Consider the following 17,981-nt stretch of genomic DNA (forward strand, 5'->3'; position numbering starts at 1 on the left):
GTCGCGCCAAGGCCGCTGGTAAGCGAGCTTCTTCATGGATTTCCCCATCCAGAATCTGGCCGTCATCGGCGCAGGCGCCATGGGTAGCGGTATCGCCGCCCTGTTCGCCTCCCAGGGACTGCCGGTCGTACTGATAGACCCCGTGGACGGAGCGCTCGCGCGCGCCACACAAATCATCGAGCGCCAATTGAGCGTCTACGCCCCCGAGGCCGTGGACAGCTGTATGGCCCGCATTCAGATGTCTGCCGACTTGCTGGCCGCGGCCGATTGCGACCTCGTGATCGAAGCCGTGCCCGAAAAGCTCGAGCTCAAGCGCCATCTGTTCGCCCAGCTCGATCAGATCTGCAAACCCGCCACCATCTTCGCGACCAATACGTCCGGACTGTCGATCAATGCGATCGCCCAGGCCGTGACCCGCCGCGACCGTTTCGTGGGCACGCACTTTTTCACCCCGGCGGACGTGATTCCGCTGGTGGAAGTCGTGCGCGGCGACGAAAGCGCCGATGCCGCGGTCGACCTGGTCATGGCCACCCTCAAAGCCGCCGGCAAACGGCCGGTGCGCGTCAACCGCGACATTCCCGGTTTTATCGCCAACCGCATTCAGCACGCCCTGGCGCGCGAAGCGATTTCACTGCTGGAAAAAGGGGTGGCGAGCGCCGAAGACATCGATGAAGTCGTCAAATGGAGCCTGGGCATCCGCCTGGCGCTATCCGGCCCGCTCGAGCAGCGGGACATGAATGGCATCGACGTCCATCATGCCATCGCCAGCTATCTGTACGCCGATCTGGAAAACCGCGAAACGCCGTCCGAGTTGCTGACCCAGAAGGTCAAGACCGGCGAGATCGGCGCCAAAGCCGGCCAAGGGTTTTATGCCTGGCCTGCCGAGCGCCGCGAACGCGTACTGCGCGACAAAAGCGCAGCACTGGCCGGTCTGGTCCAGTGGCTCAAAACACAAAAACTCGATTGATCCCCTGCCGCCCGCGCCTCCCGCGCGGGCGGTGTCAGCGCGTGCGCACACATAAACAAGCCATACGCCTTATTGGAGTCTGTAGGAGGCACCATGAATAAACTCGCTTCATTTTTTACGGAGCTGATGCGCAAGTATCTGCCGGACCCGTTTGTCTTCGCGATCGGCCTGACGCTGCTGACAGTCGTGCTGGCCTTTGCCGTCGAAGGCCAGGGGCTGCCCCAGATCACGCGTGAGTGGGGTGCCGGCTTCTGGAGCCTGTTGGCGTTCACGACGCAGATGGCCGTCATTCTGGCCATGGGCTATGTGCTGGCCACCGCCCCCCTGACCGACCGCCTGCTCGACCGTATCGTCAGCCATGTGCACAACCCGCGCACGGCCATCATCGTGGCCACGCTGGTGGGCGGCATCGGCAGCTACCTGAACTGGGGCTTTGGCCTGGTGATCGGCGGCGTGGTCGCCAAGAAACTGGCGCTCAAGGTCAAGGGCGTGCACTACCCCCTGATCATCGCCGCCGCCTATAGCGGCTTCACGCTGTACGGCCTGGGCTTTTCGGCGAGCATCCCGGTGCTGGTTGCCACGCCGGGCCACCCGATGGTCAAGTCCATGGGGGTGATTCCGCTGTCCGAGACCATTTTCTCGGCGCCCATGCTGATCACCAGCCTGATCGTCATCATCACCCTGCCGCTGCTCAATGCCTGGCTGCACCCCAAGGCCGGCGACAAGATCGTCGAGGTCGACCCCAACATCGACAAGGCCAACGACAGCAACGCCTCGGCGCACAGCATCGGCGGCGACAACACGCTGGCCAACCGCCTGAACAACAGCCGCCTGCTCAGCATGCTGATCGGCATCCTGGGCGTGGCCTACGTGGTGTTCTATTTCTACGACGGCAAGTCGCTGGACCTGAACCTGATCAACTTCATCATCCTGTTCCTGGGCATCATCCTGCTGGGTACGCCGGCCGCCTACGTGGCCAAGCTGAATGAAGGCATCAAGACCATCTCCGGCATCATTCTGCAGTACCCCTTCTACGCCGGCATCATGGCCATCATGGCCGGCTCGGGCCTGGTCACCACGATCTCCAAGATCTTCGTTGACGTCGCCACCCCGGGCAGCCTGCCTTTCTGGGGTCTGGTGAGCTCGTTCGTCATCAACTTCTTCGCCCCCTCGGCCGGCGGCCACTGGGTCATCCAGGGTCCCTTCATGATCGATGCGGCCAAGGAAATCGGCAGCGCGCTGAACCAGACCACGATGTCGGTCATGCTGGGCAACGCCTGGAACGATCTGATCCAGCCGTTCTGGATCCTGCCCGCGCTGGCGCTGTCCAAGCTCAAGCTGCGCGACGTGATGGGCTACACCGTCATCATGATGATCTGGGTCGGCGTGATCTACATCAGCGCCGTGCTCGCCTGGGGCTACATGACCCACTAATCGGAGATTCCGCATGAAACCCACCGCCTACTTGGTCACCGGCGCCAGCAACGGCATCGGCGCGGCCATCGCCCGCAGCCTGCTCGATGCCGGCCACACCGTGGTCAACATCGACTACCGTCTGCCGGATGCGCCGCCGGCCGGCCTGGTGTCCTTCCAGGCCGATCTCACCGATGCCGCGCAGACCGAGGCGGTGGCCCGCGAAGTCACCGAACGCTACGACATCGTCGGCCTGGTCAACAATGCCGGCGCCACCCGGCCCGGCTCGGCCGACACGGCCACGCTGGCCGATCTGGACTATGTCGTGTCGCTGCATCTGCGCACGGCCCTCATCCTCATCCAGGCCGCGCTGCCCGCCATGCGCGAAGCCGGCTTTGGCCGCATCGTGAACATGTCTTCGCGCGCCGCGCTCGGCAAGCCCGATCGCGTGGTCTACTCGGCCACCAAGGCCGGCCTGCTGGGCATGACGCGCACGCTGGCCATGGAGCTGGGCGGCGACGGCATCACCGTCAATGCCATCGGCCCGGGCCCCATCGCCACCGACTTGTTCATGAAGAGCAATCCGGCCGGCGCGCCCAAGACGCAGCGCATCATCGACAGCATCGTGGTCAAGCGCCTGGGCACGCCCGAAGACGTGGCGCGCGCCGCGATGTTCTTCCTGTCGCCCGACAACGGTTTCGTGACGGGCCAGGTCCTCTACGTTTGCGGCGGCACCACGCTCGGCGTGGCTCCCGTCTGAGAACGGGATGGTCGAGGCCCGCTTTTGCGTCTGGCAATCAGCGCCGCAGCAAGGCCTGATTGACCTGACCGGCTGCGTGCCGCAGGCCCGGCAAAAAGGCCTGCAGCATTTCGTCGCGCGAAAAGCGGCTGACATGGCCGCTGACATTCATCGCGGCGATCACGCGGCCGCTGCGATCCATGATGGGCACGGCCACCGATTGCAGGCCAGGCTCCAGCTCCTGGACCACACAGGCGTAACCCTGCTCCCGCACACGGATGAGCTCCTGCTTGATCTGCGCGGCGCTGCCAAGCGTGGCAGGGGTATAGGCCTGGATCTGGCTGGCGGCCAGCACGCGATCCAGCTCGGCCTCGGGCAAACCGGCCAGCAACACCCGGCCCATGGACGTGACCCAGGCGGGCAGCCGGCTGCCCACGGCCAGATTGATGCTCATCACCTTGTGCGTGGACAGCCGCAAAATATAGACAATGTCGGCGCCTTCGAGCACCGACACCGAACACGACTCGCGCGTGTTCTCGGCCACCTCTTCCATGTAGGGCAGCGCCAGATTCCACAGCGGCGTGGCCGAAAGATAGGCATAACCCAGCTCGAGAATGCGCGGCGTGAGCGAAAAGCGCCGCTCGTCCTGAGCGACATACCCCAGCTGCACCAGGGTCAACAGGATGCGGCGCGCGCCCGCGCGCGTCAGTCCCGCCACTGTGGCGACCTCCGACAGCGTCATCTGCGCGCGGTCCGGCCCAAAAGCCCGGATCACGGCCAGGCCTCGGGCGAAAGACTGCACATAGCTGTCGCTAGGGACTTGGGGATGACCTTCTTCCATCACGCTCGCTCTACCTACCGCAAAAATATGGGTGTTCACGCATGCCGGCCTTGCCGGGCCATGCCCCCCATGAAAGGATGTTCTACTGAAGAACGTTTGTTCTACAGCAGAACAAAATTATCACACGCCACCACTATCGCAGACTCCTATGATTTCTAAGCTCGTTCCAAGCGCGGCGGCCGCCCTGGCGGATGTGCCGGACGGCGCCACCATCATGATCGGCGGCTTCGGCACTGCCGGCCAACCCATGGAGCTGATCGACGCCCTGCTCGATCAAGGCGCCAAGGATCTGGTCATCATCAACAACAACGCCGGCAACGGCGAAACCGGCCTGGCCGCTCTGCTGGGCGCGGGCCGCGTGCGCAAGATCATCTGCTCCTTCCCCCGGCAGGTGGATTCGCAGATCTTCGACGGCCTGTACCGCAGCGGCAAGATCGAACTCGAACTGGTGCCCCAGGGCAACCTGGCCGAGCGCATCCGCGCCGCCGGCGCGGGCATCGGCGCTTTCTTCACGCCCACGGGCTACGGCACGCCGCTGGCCGAGGGCAAGGAAACCCGCGAAATCAATGGCCGCCAGTACGTGCTGGAGTATCCGCTGACCGCCGATTACGCCCTGATCAAGGCCGAACGCGCCGACCGCTGGGGCAATCTGGTCTACCGCAAGACAGCCCGCAACTTCGGCCCCATCATGGCCAGCGCGGCCCGCGTGGCCGTGGCCCAGGTGCGTGAAATCGTCGAGCTGGGCGATATCGATCCCGAGACCGTCGTCACCCCGGGCATCTTCGTCAAGCGCGTCGTGCAGATCGACGCCAGCACCAGCGTCAAGGAGTAACCATGAGCGAAAAACTGAGCCGCGACGCAATGGCCGCCCGCGTTGCGCAAGACATCCCTGAAGGCGCCTACGTGAACCTGGGCATCGGCCTGCCCACGCTGGTCGCCAACCATCTGCCGGCCGGCCGCGAAGTCATTCTGCACACCGAGAACGGCATGCTGGGCATGGGCCCGGCGCCGGCCAAGGGCCAGGAAGACTACGACCTCATCAATGCCGGCAAGCAACCGGTGACCGAACTGCCGGGCTGCTCGTATTTTCATCACGCCGACTCCTTCGGCATGATGCGCGGCGGCCATCTGGATATCTGCGTGCTGGGCGCCTTTCAGGTGTCGCAGCAAGGCGATCTGGCCAACTGGCATACCGGCGCGCCCGACGCCATCCCCGCCGTGGGCGGCGCGATGGACCTGGCCATCGGCGCCAAGCAGGTCTTCGTCATGATGGAGTTGCTCACCCGCGAAGGCCAGAGCAAGCTGGTGCAGGCCTGCAGCTACCCGCTGACCGGCGTGGGCTGCGTGTCGCGCGTCTACACCGATCTGGCGGTGTTCGACATCAGCAAGGACGGCGTCACCGTCACCGATCTGTTCGGCGGCGTCACCCCCGAGCGCCTGCTGGAACTCACCGGCCTGCCGCTGAAGTTCGCCAATTGATTTTGCGGGCCCCTCGCGGGCCCTTTACATCGACGCCGGGCGGCCCCCCGGCCAAGGAGAGAAAACATGTTGTACATGGTCGAAATGCAAGTGAACCTGCCCGTGGACATGCCCACCGACAAGGCCGACAAACTCAAGGCCGACGAGAAGGCCCTGGCCCAGAAGCTGCAGCACGAAGGCAAATGGCAGCACCTCTGGCGCGTGGCCGGCCGCTACGCCAACGTCAGCATCTTCGACGTCGCCAGCCACGACGAATTGCACCAGCTGCTGTCCTCGCTGCCGCTGTTCCCCTATATGGACGTGCGCGTCACCGCACTGGCGCGCCACCCCTCGGCCATCTGATCCCGGAGCCGCTCATGCCCTACATCATCGAAACCTTCGACAAGCCTGGCAGCCTGGCGCTGCGTCAGGCCACGCGCGCCGACCATCTGGCCTTTCTGGATGCCAACAAGCATCTGCTGCTGGCCTGCGGCGCCAAGCTGCACGATGACGGCACCGACATCGGCGGCGGGCTGTACGTCGTCAACGTCGAGACCCGCCAGGAGGCTGAGCGGCTGATTCAGGCCGACCCGTTCTACAAGGCCGAATTGTTCGAGCGCGTGTCGATCACGCGCTGGCGCAAGGCCTATGTGGACGGCAAGAGCTATCTTTGATGTTGTGAACCGGCGCTGCGCGCCAAGGAAATGCCATGCCCTACGCTGATCTCAGCCAGGCTCGCCTGTACTACGTCGTCGACGGTCCCGCCGACGCCCCCGCCCTGGTCCTGTCCAACTCGCTGGGCACCAATGCCGACATGTGGGCGCGCCAGGTGCCGGCCTTTGCCAAGCACTTTCGCGTCGTGCGCTACGACACCCGCGGCCATGGCCGCTCGTCCGTGCCCGACGGTGAGTACAGTTTCGACCAGCTGGCGGGCGACGTCGTCGAACTGCTGGATCACCTGGGCATCGCGCGCGCCCACTTCTGCGGCCTGTCCATGGGCGGCCCGACCGGGCTGACGCTGGCGCTGGATCACGCCGAGCGCATCGACCGCCTGGTGCTGTGCAACACCGCGGCCCGCATCGGCAGCGCGCAAGGCTGGACCGACCGCATCGCCGCCGTGCAAAAGCAAACCCTGGCGGCCATGGCGCCGGCCCTGGTCGAGCGCTGGCTGACCGAAGACTTCCGCCTGCGCGAGCCGGGCCTGACGCAGGTCCTGGTGGACATGCTGCGCCGCACGCCCGATGCCGGCTACAACGGCAATTGCGCCGCGCTGCGTGACGCCGACCTGCGCGCGCGCCTGGGCGAGATCCGGGCCCGCACCCTGGTCGTCGCCGGCACGCACGATCTGGCCGCCACGCCCGCCGATGGCCGCTATCTCAGCGAACACATCGCCGATGCGCGCTATGTCGAACTGAACACCTCGCACATTTCCAACTGGGAAGATCCCGAGACCTTCACCCGCGAGGTCCTGGCCTTCCTGACGGAGTAAGCCATGCAACGCTGGAAAAACCGCCCTCCGGGCTCGAACTGGGGCGATTACGGTCCTGACGATCAACTCGGCCGCCTGAATCTCATCACCGAGGAACAGGTGCTCAAGGCCGCGCGCGAGATTCAGGCGGGCAAGACTTTCTGCCTGTCGCTGCCGCTGGACTTGCCGGGCGGCAACGTCCTCAATCCGCGCCGGCATCCGCCGCAACTGAGCCCCACGCGCCTGAACGACACGCCCTACGTCAACTTCCCCCTGCGCGCTCTTAACCCCGATGCGGTCGACGTGCTCAGCGATGACCAGGTGCTGCTGTCCATGCAGTATTCCACGCAATGGGATTCGCTGGCCCACGTGGGCGCGCTGTTCGACGCGGACGGCGATGGCCAGGACGAGCTGGTCTACTACAACGGCTTTCGTGCCGGCGTCGATGTCGTCGGTCCGGTCGATGGCGACCATACTGGTTGCGGCTGCAATAGCGGCGGCCCGTCGGCCGCGCTGAAAATCGGTGTGGAAAACCTGGCCGAGAAAGGCATGCAGGGCCGCGGTGTGCTGGTGGACCTGGCGCGCGAATTCGGCACCGGCCGCACGCTCATCGGCGCGGCCGAGCTGCAACAGGCCATGAAGGCGCAGAACGTCACCATCGAAACCGGCGACATGCTGGTGCTGCGCACCGGCTACGCCGAAGCCGTGGTGCAAATGCAGGGCAAGCCCGACGCCAATGTGCTGCATCAATTCGGCGCCGCGCTCGACGGTACCGACCAAGCCTTGCTGTCATGGATCACCGACAGCGGCATCGCCGCCATCTGCGCCGACAACTACGCGGTCGAAGCCTATCCGGCGCGCGACCGCCAGGGCCGCCGTGCCATGCTGCCCTTGCACCATCATTGCCTGTTCAAGCTGGGCCTGCCGCTGGCCGAGCTCTGGTACTTGAAGGACCTGGCGCAATGGTTGCAGGCCAACGGCCGCAACCGCTTCATGCTGACCGCCCCGCCGCTGCGCCTGCCGCATGCGATCGGTTCGCCGGTCACGCCCATCGCCACGGTGTAAGCGGCACCGGCCCCGCGCGGCACGCCGCGCGGGCAGGCGCGCCCGGGCTCAACCGCCCTTGAGGCAAGTGCTCATGAACGTTTTGCGCTTGTCGCCGGCGAGCGACTGCGCCCCGGCCTTGGCGTTGCAATCCTTCATGCGCTGCTGTTGCGGCGTGAGCTGCTTGGCGGGCTCTTCGCCTTTGAGGCAACTGCTCATATAGGTTTTGCGCTCGTCGCCTTTCTTGCCCTCGGCGGACTTATTGCAATCGGACATGCGCTTTTGCTGCGGGGTCATTTCCTTGGCGGCGGCGGCCGGCGCGGCGGTCTGGGCGATCACCGGGCCACTGGCCAGAAGCGCCAGGCACAGCCCGGCAACGATGCTGGATTTGCGGAAAACCATGCTTTCCTCCCTGCCCCGGGCCGAGCAAGCTGCGCATCGCTGCCTGAAGCGGACATGCCGGGGCCGTCCCCGGTCCGAACCAGTGTCGATCAAACACCCGCCGCTGGCAAGCCCGCCGCCGCGCCCGCTCGCGGCGGCTTGCACCGCGGCGCCGTCGGGACATAATGGCCGGGTCAGATGACTTGGAGACGCGCCATGCCCCGTTTCACACACCTGTCCGCCGCCGCCCTGCTTGGCCTCGCTGCCCAGGCATGGAGCCAGACCTTGCCTTATGGCGTGACCCTGGGCAACCTGCAGGCATCGCGCGACACGCAGGCCGGCCAGACGGTCATTACCGGCACCTATGGCAACCAGGGGCAGACACGCATCGAGCAGGCATCGGTGACGTTTGCGCTATTTGACGCCAACGGCCACGAAATAGGCCGCATCTCCGCCCAATCCACCGCGCCCTTGCTGCCCGGCGAGGTCTGGCACTTCCACGCCAGCAGCCCGCTGGATTTTCAGCGCTTCAGCGCCGTGCAGGCCGGCGCGCAATAGGGCCGGCACCACCGCCGTTTCTCAGCGGCAGGCCGATGTGGGAAAATGCAGTACGCCCAGGGCCCGTTCACGCGGGTCCGGCGCCTGGCCAGGCCTGATGCCGGGTCGAGCGCCCAAGAGGCACTAACCGCAGGATGTGATCATGTTTCCCAAAAGACTTACCGACGGCTATCAGTCCTTTCTCAAGGGCCGCTTTCCCGCTGAACGCAGCCGCTACGAAGCCCTGGCCGAAAAAGGCCAGCAGCCGGAAATCCTGATCATCAGTTGCTGCGACTCGCGCGTGTCGCCCGAAGCGATTTTCGATGTCGGCCCGGGTGAGCTCTTCGTGGTGCGCAACGTGGCCAACCTGGTGCCGCCCTGCGACCCCGACTCCGAATCCTCCTATCACGGCACCAGCGCGGCGATCGAATTCGCCGTCAACGGCCTGGAGGTCAAGCACATCGTCGTGATGGGCCATGCCTCCTGTGGCGGCATCCGCTCCTACTACGATGACGCCGAGCCGCTGTCCAAAATGGACTTCATCGGCAAATGGATGTCGCAGATCGCGCCAGTGGCCGACTCGCTGGGCGCCGGCACCGGGGATCGCGCTCAGGATCTCAAGCGCCTGGAACTGGCCGTCATCGGCCATAGCCTGGACAACCTGATGACCTTCCCGTCCATTCGCCGCCGTGTGCAAAGCGGCGCGCTGCAATTGCACGGCTGCTACTTTGGGGTGGCCTCGGGCGTGCTCTTCGTTCGCGATGGGTCTTCGGGCTCCTTCAACCCTTGCCTCGAGGCGCAACCCGGCTAAGGTATAAAGGGCAATGACGATGCATGCCGACTTCCCTTGCTGGTGCCGCCTATCGTGACTGCCCTACCCTCCCAAGAAGGCCGCGAGCTTTCGTCTGGCCTGCCTCAGGCTGATGCCACCGCCACCCGGCTGGGCCAGGCGATTGCCCCACGCGTGGCGCAGCACCCCGGCCTAACCGGCATCCACTCCCTGCCCGACGCCTACGACGCCTTCGCCGCGCGCATGGTCCTGGCGCGCACCGCGCAACGTACCCTGGATGTGCAGTACTACATCTGGCATGGCGACATGACCGGCACGTTGCTGCTCGAAGCGCTGCATCAGGCTGCCGAACGCGGCGTGCGCGTGCGGCTGCTGCTCGATGACAACGGCACGTCGGGCCTGGATGACACCCTGGCGGCGCTGTCGCAACACGCCAATATCGCGGTGCGGCTGTTCAACCCCTTCGTGGTGCGACGCCCCAAGGCCATTGGCTACCTGACCGACTTCAAGCGCCTGAACCGGCGCATGCACAACAAATCCTTCACCGCCGACAACCAGGCCACTATCCTGGGCGGGCGCAACATCGGCGACGAATATTTCGGCGCCACCGATGGCGTGCTGTTCGCCGATCTGGACGTCATGGCCGTCGGCCCCGTGGTGCAGGACGTCACGGATGATTTCGATCGCTATTGGAACTGCGTCTCGGCCTATCCCGTCGAGCGCCTGTTGCCCGCCGCCCCCGCCGGAGCGCTGACACGCCTGGTCAGCGCTGCCGAAGCCGTCGAACGCGACCCCAAGGCCGAAGCCTATATGAAGGCGTTGGGCGAAACCGCCCTGGTCACCCAGCTGCTGCAAGGCCAGTTGCCGCTGGAGTGGTCGCCCGCGCAACTGGTCAGCGACGATCCCGCCAAAGTGCTGGGCAAAGCGCGCGACAAAGACCTGGTGGCCAACCAGATCAAAGCCATCATCGGCGAACCCCAATCGCACGTCGAACTGGTGTCGCCCTACTTCGTGCCCGCGGCCCAGGGCACGGCCGCCTTTGGCGCGCTCACCCAACGCGGCGTGCGCGTGCGGGTCCTCACCAATGCCCTGGAAGCCACCGACGTCAGCGTCGTGCACTCGGGCTACGCCAAACGCCGCAAAGCCCTGCTGGCCCATGGGGTGCAATTGTTCGAGATGCGCCGCGCCGGCCAGAGTGTGCGCCGCCACCACTCGCTGGGCCGCTTCGGCAGCTCGGGCTCGAGCCTGCATGCCAAGACCTTTGCCGTGGATGGACGCCGCGCCTTCGTCGGGTCTTTCAACTTCGACCCGCGCTCGGCCACGCTGAACACCGAACTGGGCCTGATCATCGACAGCCCGGCGCTGGCCGAGTCCATCACGCACACGTTCGACACCCGCATCAACGCCGATGCCTATCACGCCTTGCTGGACCAGGACGGCAAACTGTATTGGCAAGAGCCCACGCCGGATGGCCAATGCATCCGCCGCGATACCGAGCCCGGCTCCAGCCTGGGGCTGCGCATACTGGTCTGGTTTCTCGCGCTGCTGCCCATCGACTCCATGCTCTGAGCGCGGAGCCGCACGCGCCATATTCATATAACCACAATGACTTAGACGGGCGCATCGGCCTGCTGTTACGGTTATGTGCAAATCACCGCAATGGCGCCCGGCGATGTCGAGGCGCCTTTTGACGCCGGCGCGCCGGCCCATTCAGGGTTTCCATCATGTACGTGTACGACCCCGTCGACCAACAGCTCGTGCAAGAGCGCGTGGCCCAATTCGCCGGCCAGACGCGCCGCTTTCTCGACGGCCAGTTGAGCGAAGACGAATTCCGCGTCCTGCGCCTGCAGAACGGCCTTTATGTACAGCGCCATGCGCCCATGCTGCGCGTGGCCATCCCGTACGGCATGCTCGCCGCGCGGCAACTGCGCAAACTGGCCCATATCGCACGCCACTATGACCGCGGCTACGGCCACTTCTCCACGCGCCAGAACATTCAGTTCAACTGGCCGCGCCTGGAAGACGTGCCCGCCATCCTGGGCGAGCTGGCCGAAGTGCAGATGCACGCCATCCAGACCAGCGGCAACTGTATCCGCAACACCACCACGGATCATTTCGCGGGCATTGCGCCCGACGAATTGATCAACCCGCTGGTGTGGTGCGAGATCATCCGCCAGTGGTCCACGCTGCACCCGGAGTTCGCCTTCCTGCCGCGCAAATTCAAGATTGCCGTCAGCGGCGCCGTCGAGGACCGCGCCGCCGTCGGCGTGCACGACATCGGCCTGCAGGCGGTCGAGCGCGACGGCGAGATCGGCTTTCGGGTGTGGATCGGCGGCGGCATGGGCCGCACGCCCATGGTGGGCCATCTGATCAAGCCCTTCGTCGCCTGGCAGCACCTGCTCACCTATATGCAGGCGGCGCTGCGCATCTATAACCTGCACGGCCGGCGTGACAACAAGTACAAGGCCCGCATCAAGATTCTGGTCAAAGACCTCACGCCCGAGGTCTATGCCCAACAGGTCGAAGAAGAATGGCTGCGCATCAAGGACGGCCCCGACACCATCACGCAAGCCCAGCTCGACACCATCGCGGCACGCTTTGTCTGGCCGGCCTATGAGGCCGAAGCGGCCACCGAGGCCGATCCGGGCGCCGCGCTCGCGCAGCAGGATAAGCAGTACGCCCGCTGGCTGCGCAGCAATGTGCACGGCCACAAGGTCGCCGGTTATGCCGCGGTGTCGCTGTCGCTCAAACCCACGGGCGTGCCCCCCGGCGACATCACCGCCGACCAGATGGACGCCGTGGCCGACCTGTCCGAACGCTACGGGTTTGGCGAGCTGCGCGTCTCGCACGAGCAGAACCTCATCCTGGCCGACGTCAAGCGCTCGCAACTGCCCGCGCTGTGGGCGGAACTCAAAGCGCTGAATCTGGCCACGCCCAACATCGGGCTGCTGACCAACATCATCGCCTGTCCGGGCGGCGACTTCTGCGCCCTGGCCAATGCCGTGTCCATCCCGGTGGCCGAAGCCATCCAGCGCCAGTTCGACGACCTGGACTATCTGTTCGAGATCGGCGAACTGGACCTGAACATCTCCGGGTGCATCAACTCCTGCGGCCACCACCATGTCGGCCACATCGGCATTCTCGGCGTCGATAAGGCCGGCGAAGAGTGGTATCAGGTGACCATCGGCGGACGCCAGAACGGCGGGGCGCGGCCCTTGCCCGACATCGAGTCCACGCGCGGCGGCGGCGCGGCCGTGGGACGCATCATCGGCCCCTCGTTCGCGCGCGAACAGGTCTCCTACGTGGTGGACCGGCTCATCCGCACCTATCTGGGCCTGCGTGACAGCGAAATGGAGCGATTCATCGACGTGGTGGACCGCGTCGGCATCGACCCCTTCAAGAAAGACGTCTACGCCGACCCGCAACTGGCCAAGCCCGTGCAGCGCGAACCGGCGCAAGCCTGAGATTTCCCATGACAGACACCTCTTTGCCCCATCTCATCCGCCACGGCGAACTGCAAGCCAACGACTGGCGTGCTCACGAAGCCGAGGATGTCTTGCCGGCCGACGAGCCCGGCTGGATCGTCAGCCTGGCGCTCTGGCACGCGCACCGCCAAACGCTGGCCGGTCGCCAACATCCCGTGGGCGTGCTGCTTGCCCCGGATGCCGACCCCGAGCAACTGGGCCTGCCCGAGGCGGCGCCCGCCTTCATCGCGATCGACTTCCCGGCCTATACCGATGGGCGTGGTTATTCGCTGGCGCAGTTGCTGCGCCGCAATTACGGCTGGCAGGGCGAACTGCGCGCCGTTGGCGACGTGATGATCGATACCATCTACTACCAGGCGCGCGTGGGCTTTGACAGCTTTCTGGTCAAGCCCAGCCATGACCCGCAACAGGCGCTGCAGGCCTTCAAGACGTTCAGCGTGCGCTATCAGCAGACCTACCCCATCCCGGCCTGAGCACGCCGGCCAGGCTCAGGGGCGCGTGCCGTCCCAGGTCGGGCCTGGCACCTGGATATCGAAGAGATCGAGCACACGGGCCACCGTGTGATCGACCATCTCTTCGATGCTCGCGGGCCGGTGATAGAACGCCGGCAGCGGCGGAAAGATGATGCCGCCCATTTCCGTGACGGCCGTCATATTGCGTAGATGCGCCAGGTTGAAAGGCGTTTCGCGCACCATCATCACCAGACGGCGCCGCTCCTTGAGCGTGACGTCCGCGGCGCGCGTGATGAGATTATCTGACAGCCCATGCGCGACCGCGGCCAGCGTGCGCATGGAGCACGGCACGATGACCATGCCGGCCGTGGCGAACGCGCCGCTGGCCAGCGTGGCCCCGACATCGCGCACCCCGTGACTATGGTCGGCCAAGGCCTGCACCTCATGGCGCCCGATATCCAGCTCGTGCTGGATATTGAGCACGCCGGACGCCGACACCACCAGATGCGTCTCCACATCCTCGACGCCGCGCAGCACCTGCAGCATGCGCACGGCGTAGAGGGCGCCCGTGGCGCCGGTAATGCCAACGACCAGCCGGCGCATGCTCAGACCGTCGCGCCGGCGTTGTCCAGCAGCGTCTTGAGTTCGCCGCTTTCGTTCATCTCGTTCATGATGTCCGAACCGCCGATGAACTCGCCCCCCACGTACAGCTGCGGGATGGTGGGCCAATTGGAAAACGTCTTGATGCCCTGACGCACTTCGTCGTCTTCGAGCACATTGACGGTCACCAGCTTTTTGACGCCACAGCCCTTGAGGATCTGAATGGCGCGGCCGGAAAAACCGCACTGCGGAAACTGCGCGGTGCCCTTCATGAACAGCACCACGGGATGCTGGCTGACGGTATCGCGGATGAAATCTTGTACGTCGCTCATGGTTTAACTCGCAAAAGGAACAAGCGGAACATAAACCCTATTATAGAAAGCCGCCGGAAATCCGCTCGATCCCGGCAAGGTCCTGGCGGCTGGCGACATCGCGCAAACCCGCCTCTTGCAGTAAAGCACGCACGGCCGGGGCCTGATCCCAGCCATGCTCCATCCATATCGCCCCGCCTGGCAGCAGGCGCGCCGGCGCATGGCGGGCAATCTCGGCCAGCGCGGCCAGCCCGTCACCGCCATCGGTCAACGCCGAACGCGGCTCGAAACGCAGATCGCCCTGGCCCAGATGCGCATCTTCGGCGTGAATATACGGCGGGTTGGAGACGATAAGGTCGAACTGGCTGCCCGCGGCCACGGCCTCGAACCAACTACCCTGCGCAAAAGTCAGCGCGGCCCCCAGCCCCTGCGCGTTCGCGCGCGCCACCGCCAGCGCCTGAGCGCTCAAATCGGTGGCCGTCACCTGTGCCTGCGGGCAGGCCAGCGCAATCGAAATCGCAATGGCGCCGCTGCCGGTGCCCAGATCCAATACCCGCGCCTGCGAACGGCCCTGCAGAAACGCCAACGCCGCCTCGACCAGGGTTTCCGTATCCGGACGCGGGATCAACACCGCTGGCGTCACCCGAAAAACATGCCCCATGAACTCGCGCTCGCCGATCACATAGGCCATGGGCTCGCCGGCCAGCCTGCGCTGCGCCAGCGCCTCGTAGGCCGCGGCCAGCGCCGCATCGGCCGGCTCATCATCATGCGCCAGCAACCAGGCGCGCGAACGGCGCCAGACCTGTTCGACCAGCATGCGCGCCTCCAGGCGCGGCAGACGACTGTCCTGCAACAGGTCCTTGATCAGCATGGCGTTCAGATCGCGTCGCCCAGCGCCGCCAACTGCTCGGCCTGATGCTCGGCCAACAGGGCGCCGGTCAGCTCATCCAGATCGCCTTCCAGAATCTGCTGCAGCTTGTAGAGCGTCAGATTGATACGGTGATCGGTGACCCGGCCTTGCGGATAGTTGTACGTGCGGATGCGCTCGGAGCGATCGCCCGACCCCACCAGACTCTTGCGCTCGGCGGCCTCCTTGCTCTGGCGCTCGCGCAACTCCTTGTCTTTCAGGCGCGCAGCCAGCACCTGCATCGCCCGATCCTTGTTACGGTGCTGCGAACGGTCATCCTGGCACTCGACCACCAGACCCGTCGGCAAATGGGTAATCCGCACGGCCGAATCGGTCTTGTTGATGTGCTGCCCGCCCGCGCCGCTGGCGCGGAAGGTATCGATACGCAGATCGCCCGGATTGATAACGATCTCGCTCATTTCATCGGCCTCGGGCATGACCGCCACCGTGCAGGCCGAAGTATGAATCCGTCCTTGCGCCTCGGTCGCGGGCACGCGCTGCACGCGATGCGCGCCCGACTCGAACTTCAAGCGGCCGTATGCGCCATCGCCATCGATGCGGGCGATGACTTCCTTGAAGCCGCCCAGCTCGGAAGGGCTTTCAGACATGATCTCCACGCGCCAGCCCCGGCTCTCGGCATAGCGCGAGTACATCCGCAGCAGATCCCCCGAGAACAGCGCACTCTCATCGCCGCCCGTACCGGCGCGGATTTCCAGGAACAGACTGCGGCCATCATTGGGGTCGCGAGGCAGCAGCAGCAATTGCAACTCGCCTTCGAGCACCTCCAGGCGCTCGCGGGCGGTCTTGATCTCGTCCTCGGCCATGGCCTTCATCTCGGGATCGGAGAGCATCTCTTGCGCCGTGGCCAGATCGGCCTCGGTGCCCACGAAAGTCGTGAACGCCACCACCACCGGCTCCAGCTCGGCGCGCTCGCGCGAGAGCTTGCGGAAACGATCCATATCCCCGGCCGTGTCCGGATCGGCCAGCAACGCGTCTACTTCGATCAGGCGGTGCGCCAGCTGTTCCAGCCGGCCTCGCATGGAGGATTTCATGGGCGTATTTGAAAAAAGAAAAGGAGAAATCACGCGCGCGCAAGCGCTGCCGTGCCATCACGGCGCAAGCGGACGGGACAGCTAACGGCGCGAATCGCGGCCTGGAAACAGGCGCGGCACCCAGGCCAGCAACTGCTTGCGCTCGTCGCCGGCACTCCGGTTGAGCTCGGCCAGCGGGCCGTGCAGATACTTCTGCGTCAGGCCGTGCGCCAACTGCTCCAGAACCGCCTCGGGTGACTCGCCGCGCGCCAACATGCGGCGCGCGCGCTCCAGCTCGGCGGCCTGGACATCCTCGGCGGCCTGATGGAGATTGCGGATCACCGGCACCACCTCGCGCGACTGCAACCAGTGCATGAAACCCTGCACGCGGGTTTCGATGATGGCTTCGGCCTGCACCACGGCAGCCCGGCGCGCATCCGTACCAGACTGAACCAGCCGGCCCAGATCATCGACGGAATACAGATACACATCATCCAGGCGGCCGACCTCGGGCTCGATATCGCGCGGCACCGCCAGATCGATCATCACCATGGGGCGATGCCGGCGTTGACGCGTGGCGCGCTCAACCATCCCGAGACCCAATATGGGCAGGGAACTGGCCGTACAGGAAACGACGACATCGAACTCGGCCAATCGCTCGGTCAGATCGGCCAGCTTCATCGTGCCGGCCGAGAACCGGCCGGCCAGCGACTCGGCGCGCTCGACCGTGCGGTTGGCCACCACCATCGAGCGCGGACGCTGGGCGGCAAAATGCGTCGCGCACAGCTCTATCATCTCGCCGGCGCCGATAAACAGCGTGCGCGCCTGATCCAGATTGCCGAACACGCGTTCGGCCAGGCGCACCGCGGCGGCGGCCATGGATACCGAATGCGCGCCGATGGCGGTCTGCGAACGGACTTCCTTGGCTACCGAAAACGTGCGCTGGAACAACTGATGCAGCAAGGTGCCCAGCGACCCGGCCTGTTCGGCCGCGCGCACCGCATCCTTCATCTGCCCCAGAATCTGCGGCTCGCCCAGCACCATGGAATCCAGACCGCTGGCCACGCGGAAGGCATGACGCACGGCCTCATCCTGGCGCAGACGGTAAAGATGGGGATGCAGGCTGCCCGCCTCGAGGCTGTGATGATCCGCCAGCCAGACCGGCAACTTCTCGGCCACGGTGGCATCGGCTGCGCAGTAGATTTCCGTGCGATTACAGGTCGACAGAATCGCCGCCTCGCGCACCGCCCCGCCAAACGCCGAACGCAACCCTTCCAGCGCCGGCTTGACCAGATCGACGGGCATGGACACGCGCTCGCGCACCGAAACCGGCGCCGAGGTGTGGTTCAGACCGAAGGCTAGAACAGCGACTGACATCAGGAAAGAGAGCGAGGCTGTAGCGTGTAACAGCGATGCCCAAGATTATACTCCCGCCCGCAAGCGGCCTCGGCCCAGCCCGAACCCTGGCCGACTGCGCGGGCAGCGCACCCAAAGCAGCGCGCCTTCGCCCGATTTTCAGCGCCCAACGCCCCGGCGGATAAAAAAAAGCCCCCACAT

At 65.4% G+C, this 17,981-nt stretch carries 21 protein-coding genes; 14 read left to right on the forward strand and 7 right to left on the reverse strand.

Annotated elements, in window-relative coordinates; genetic code table 11:
- The first annotated feature begins 34 nt into the window (after positions 1-34).
- From CAL22_RS19345 to CAL22_RS19355, 3 genes are all read left to right on the forward strand, one after another.
- Positions 35-967, forward strand: a complete 933-nt coding sequence (locus CAL22_RS19345; protein ID WP_094815950.1) for a 3-hydroxyacyl-CoA dehydrogenase family protein — start codon at positions 35-37, stop codon at positions 965-967.
- Between the two features lie 93 nt (positions 968-1,060).
- Positions 1,061-2,401 carry a short-chain fatty acid transporter gene (locus CAL22_RS19350; RefSeq protein WP_094815952.1) on the forward strand — a complete coding sequence of 447 codons (1,341 nt, stop codon included), beginning with the start codon at positions 1,061-1,063 and terminating at the stop codon, positions 2,399-2,401.
- Between the two features lie 13 nt (positions 2,402-2,414).
- Entirely contained in the window at positions 2,415-3,140 is a 726-nt protein-coding gene (locus CAL22_RS19355; protein WP_094815954.1) for an SDR family NAD(P)-dependent oxidoreductase, read from the forward strand.
- Positions 3,141-3,177: 37 nt separating this feature from the next.
- On the opposite strand, the gene CAL22_RS19360 is transcribed toward CAL22_RS19355, so the two are convergent.
- Positions 3,178-3,960, reverse strand: a complete 783-nt coding sequence (locus CAL22_RS19360) for an IclR family transcriptional regulator (RefSeq protein ID WP_208622054.1) — start codon at positions 3,958-3,960, stop codon at positions 3,178-3,180.
- 148 nt (positions 3,961-4,108) lie between these two features.
- On the opposite strand from CAL22_RS19360, the gene CAL22_RS19365 reads away from it, so the two are divergent.
- From CAL22_RS19365 to CAL22_RS19390, 6 genes are all read left to right on the forward strand, one after another.
- Positions 4,109-4,792, forward strand: coding sequence for a 3-oxoacid CoA-transferase subunit A (locus CAL22_RS19365; protein WP_094815958.1), 684 nt, complete (start codon positions 4,109-4,111; stop codon positions 4,790-4,792).
- Between the two features lie 2 nt (positions 4,793-4,794).
- Positions 4,795-5,439: a 3-oxoacid CoA-transferase subunit B gene (locus CAL22_RS19370; protein WP_094815960.1), complete on the forward strand. Its 645-nt coding sequence runs from the start codon at positions 4,795-4,797 to the stop codon at positions 5,437-5,439.
- Positions 5,440-5,505: 66 nt separating this feature from the next.
- A complete protein-coding gene (gene catC, locus CAL22_RS19375) occupies positions 5,506-5,781 on the forward strand; it encodes a muconolactone Delta-isomerase (RefSeq protein WP_094815962.1) in 276 nt (91 codons plus the stop codon).
- A gap of 14 nt (positions 5,782-5,795) precedes the next feature.
- On the forward strand, positions 5,796-6,092 hold the full coding sequence (locus tag CAL22_RS19380; RefSeq protein ID WP_094815964.1) for a YciI family protein: 297 nt from the start codon (positions 5,796-5,798) through the stop codon (positions 6,090-6,092).
- A gap of 35 nt (positions 6,093-6,127) precedes the next feature.
- Complete coding sequence (pcaD, locus tag CAL22_RS19385) at positions 6,128-6,907, forward strand: 3-oxoadipate enol-lactonase (protein WP_094815966.1); 780 nt, start codon at positions 6,128-6,130, stop codon at positions 6,905-6,907.
- Between the two features lie 3 nt (positions 6,908-6,910).
- On the forward strand, positions 6,911-7,951 hold the full coding sequence (locus tag CAL22_RS19390; RefSeq protein ID WP_094815968.1) for a cyclase family protein: 1,041 nt from the start codon (positions 6,911-6,913) through the stop codon (positions 7,949-7,951).
- A gap of 48 nt (positions 7,952-7,999) precedes the next feature.
- On the opposite strand, the gene CAL22_RS19395 is transcribed toward CAL22_RS19390, so the two are convergent.
- The gene (locus CAL22_RS19395) at positions 8,000-8,332 is read right to left on the reverse strand and encodes a PsiF family protein (protein ID WP_094815970.1); all 333 of its coding nucleotides are present in this window, start codon (positions 8,330-8,332) and stop codon (positions 8,000-8,002) included.
- A gap of 195 nt (positions 8,333-8,527) precedes the next feature.
- On the opposite strand from CAL22_RS19395, the gene CAL22_RS19400 reads away from it, so the two are divergent.
- The 5 genes from CAL22_RS19400 (at position 8,528) to CAL22_RS19420 (ending at position 13,596) form a co-directional block, all read left to right on the forward strand.
- Positions 8,528-8,869, forward strand: a complete 342-nt coding sequence (locus CAL22_RS19400) for an FxLYD domain-containing protein (protein WP_094815972.1) — start codon at positions 8,528-8,530, stop codon at positions 8,867-8,869.
- Between the two features lie 142 nt (positions 8,870-9,011).
- Positions 9,012-9,659, forward strand: coding sequence for a carbonic anhydrase (locus CAL22_RS19405; protein ID WP_094815974.1), 648 nt, complete (start codon positions 9,012-9,014; stop codon positions 9,657-9,659).
- Between the two features lie 54 nt (positions 9,660-9,713).
- Positions 9,714-11,207 (forward strand): phospholipase D family protein, encoded by a 1,494-nt coding sequence (locus CAL22_RS19410; RefSeq protein ID WP_244193948.1) that lies wholly within the window; start codon positions 9,714-9,716, stop codon positions 11,205-11,207.
- Between the two features lie 155 nt (positions 11,208-11,362).
- Positions 11,363-13,102 carry a nitrite/sulfite reductase gene (locus CAL22_RS19415; RefSeq protein ID WP_094815978.1) on the forward strand — a complete coding sequence of 580 codons (1,740 nt, stop codon included), beginning with the start codon at positions 11,363-11,365 and terminating at the stop codon, positions 13,100-13,102.
- A gap of 8 nt (positions 13,103-13,110) precedes the next feature.
- A complete protein-coding gene (locus tag CAL22_RS19420) occupies positions 13,111-13,596 on the forward strand; it encodes a DUF934 domain-containing protein (RefSeq protein ID WP_094815980.1) in 486 nt (161 codons plus the stop codon).
- Positions 13,597-13,611: 15 nt separating this feature from the next.
- Here the strand turns inward: CAL22_RS19420 and CAL22_RS19425 are convergent, their stop codons facing one another.
- The 5 genes from CAL22_RS19425 to hemA all read right to left on the reverse strand — a co-directional run bounded on the left by CAL22_RS19425 (position 13,612) and on the right by hemA (position 17,801).
- Positions 13,612-14,178, reverse strand: a complete 567-nt coding sequence (locus tag CAL22_RS19425; protein ID WP_094815982.1) for a UbiX family flavin prenyltransferase — start codon at positions 14,176-14,178, stop codon at positions 13,612-13,614.
- A 2-nt stretch (positions 14,179-14,180) separates the two neighbouring features.
- Positions 14,181-14,507, reverse strand: coding sequence for a Grx4 family monothiol glutaredoxin (grxD, locus tag CAL22_RS19430; RefSeq protein WP_094815984.1), 327 nt, complete (start codon positions 14,505-14,507; stop codon positions 14,181-14,183).
- Between the two features lie 40 nt (positions 14,508-14,547).
- Positions 14,548-15,357, reverse strand: coding sequence for a peptide chain release factor N(5)-glutamine methyltransferase (gene prmC, locus CAL22_RS19435; RefSeq protein ID WP_094815986.1), 810 nt, complete (start codon positions 15,355-15,357; stop codon positions 14,548-14,550).
- 5 nt (positions 15,358-15,362) lie between these two features.
- Positions 15,363-16,445, reverse strand: coding sequence for a peptide chain release factor 1 (prfA, locus tag CAL22_RS19440; RefSeq protein WP_094815988.1), 1,083 nt, complete (start codon positions 16,443-16,445; stop codon positions 15,363-15,365).
- An 81-nt stretch (positions 16,446-16,526) separates the two neighbouring features.
- Positions 16,527-17,801, reverse strand: a complete 1,275-nt coding sequence (gene hemA / locus CAL22_RS19445) for a glutamyl-tRNA reductase (RefSeq protein WP_094815990.1) — start codon at positions 17,799-17,801, stop codon at positions 16,527-16,529.
- Positions 17,802-17,981 lie beyond the last annotated feature (180 nt).

Origin of the sequence: Bordetella genomosp. 12 (assembly GCF_002261355.1) — a bacterium.
Taxonomy (GTDB): domain Bacteria; phylum Pseudomonadota; class Gammaproteobacteria; order Burkholderiales; family Burkholderiaceae_B; genus Bordetella.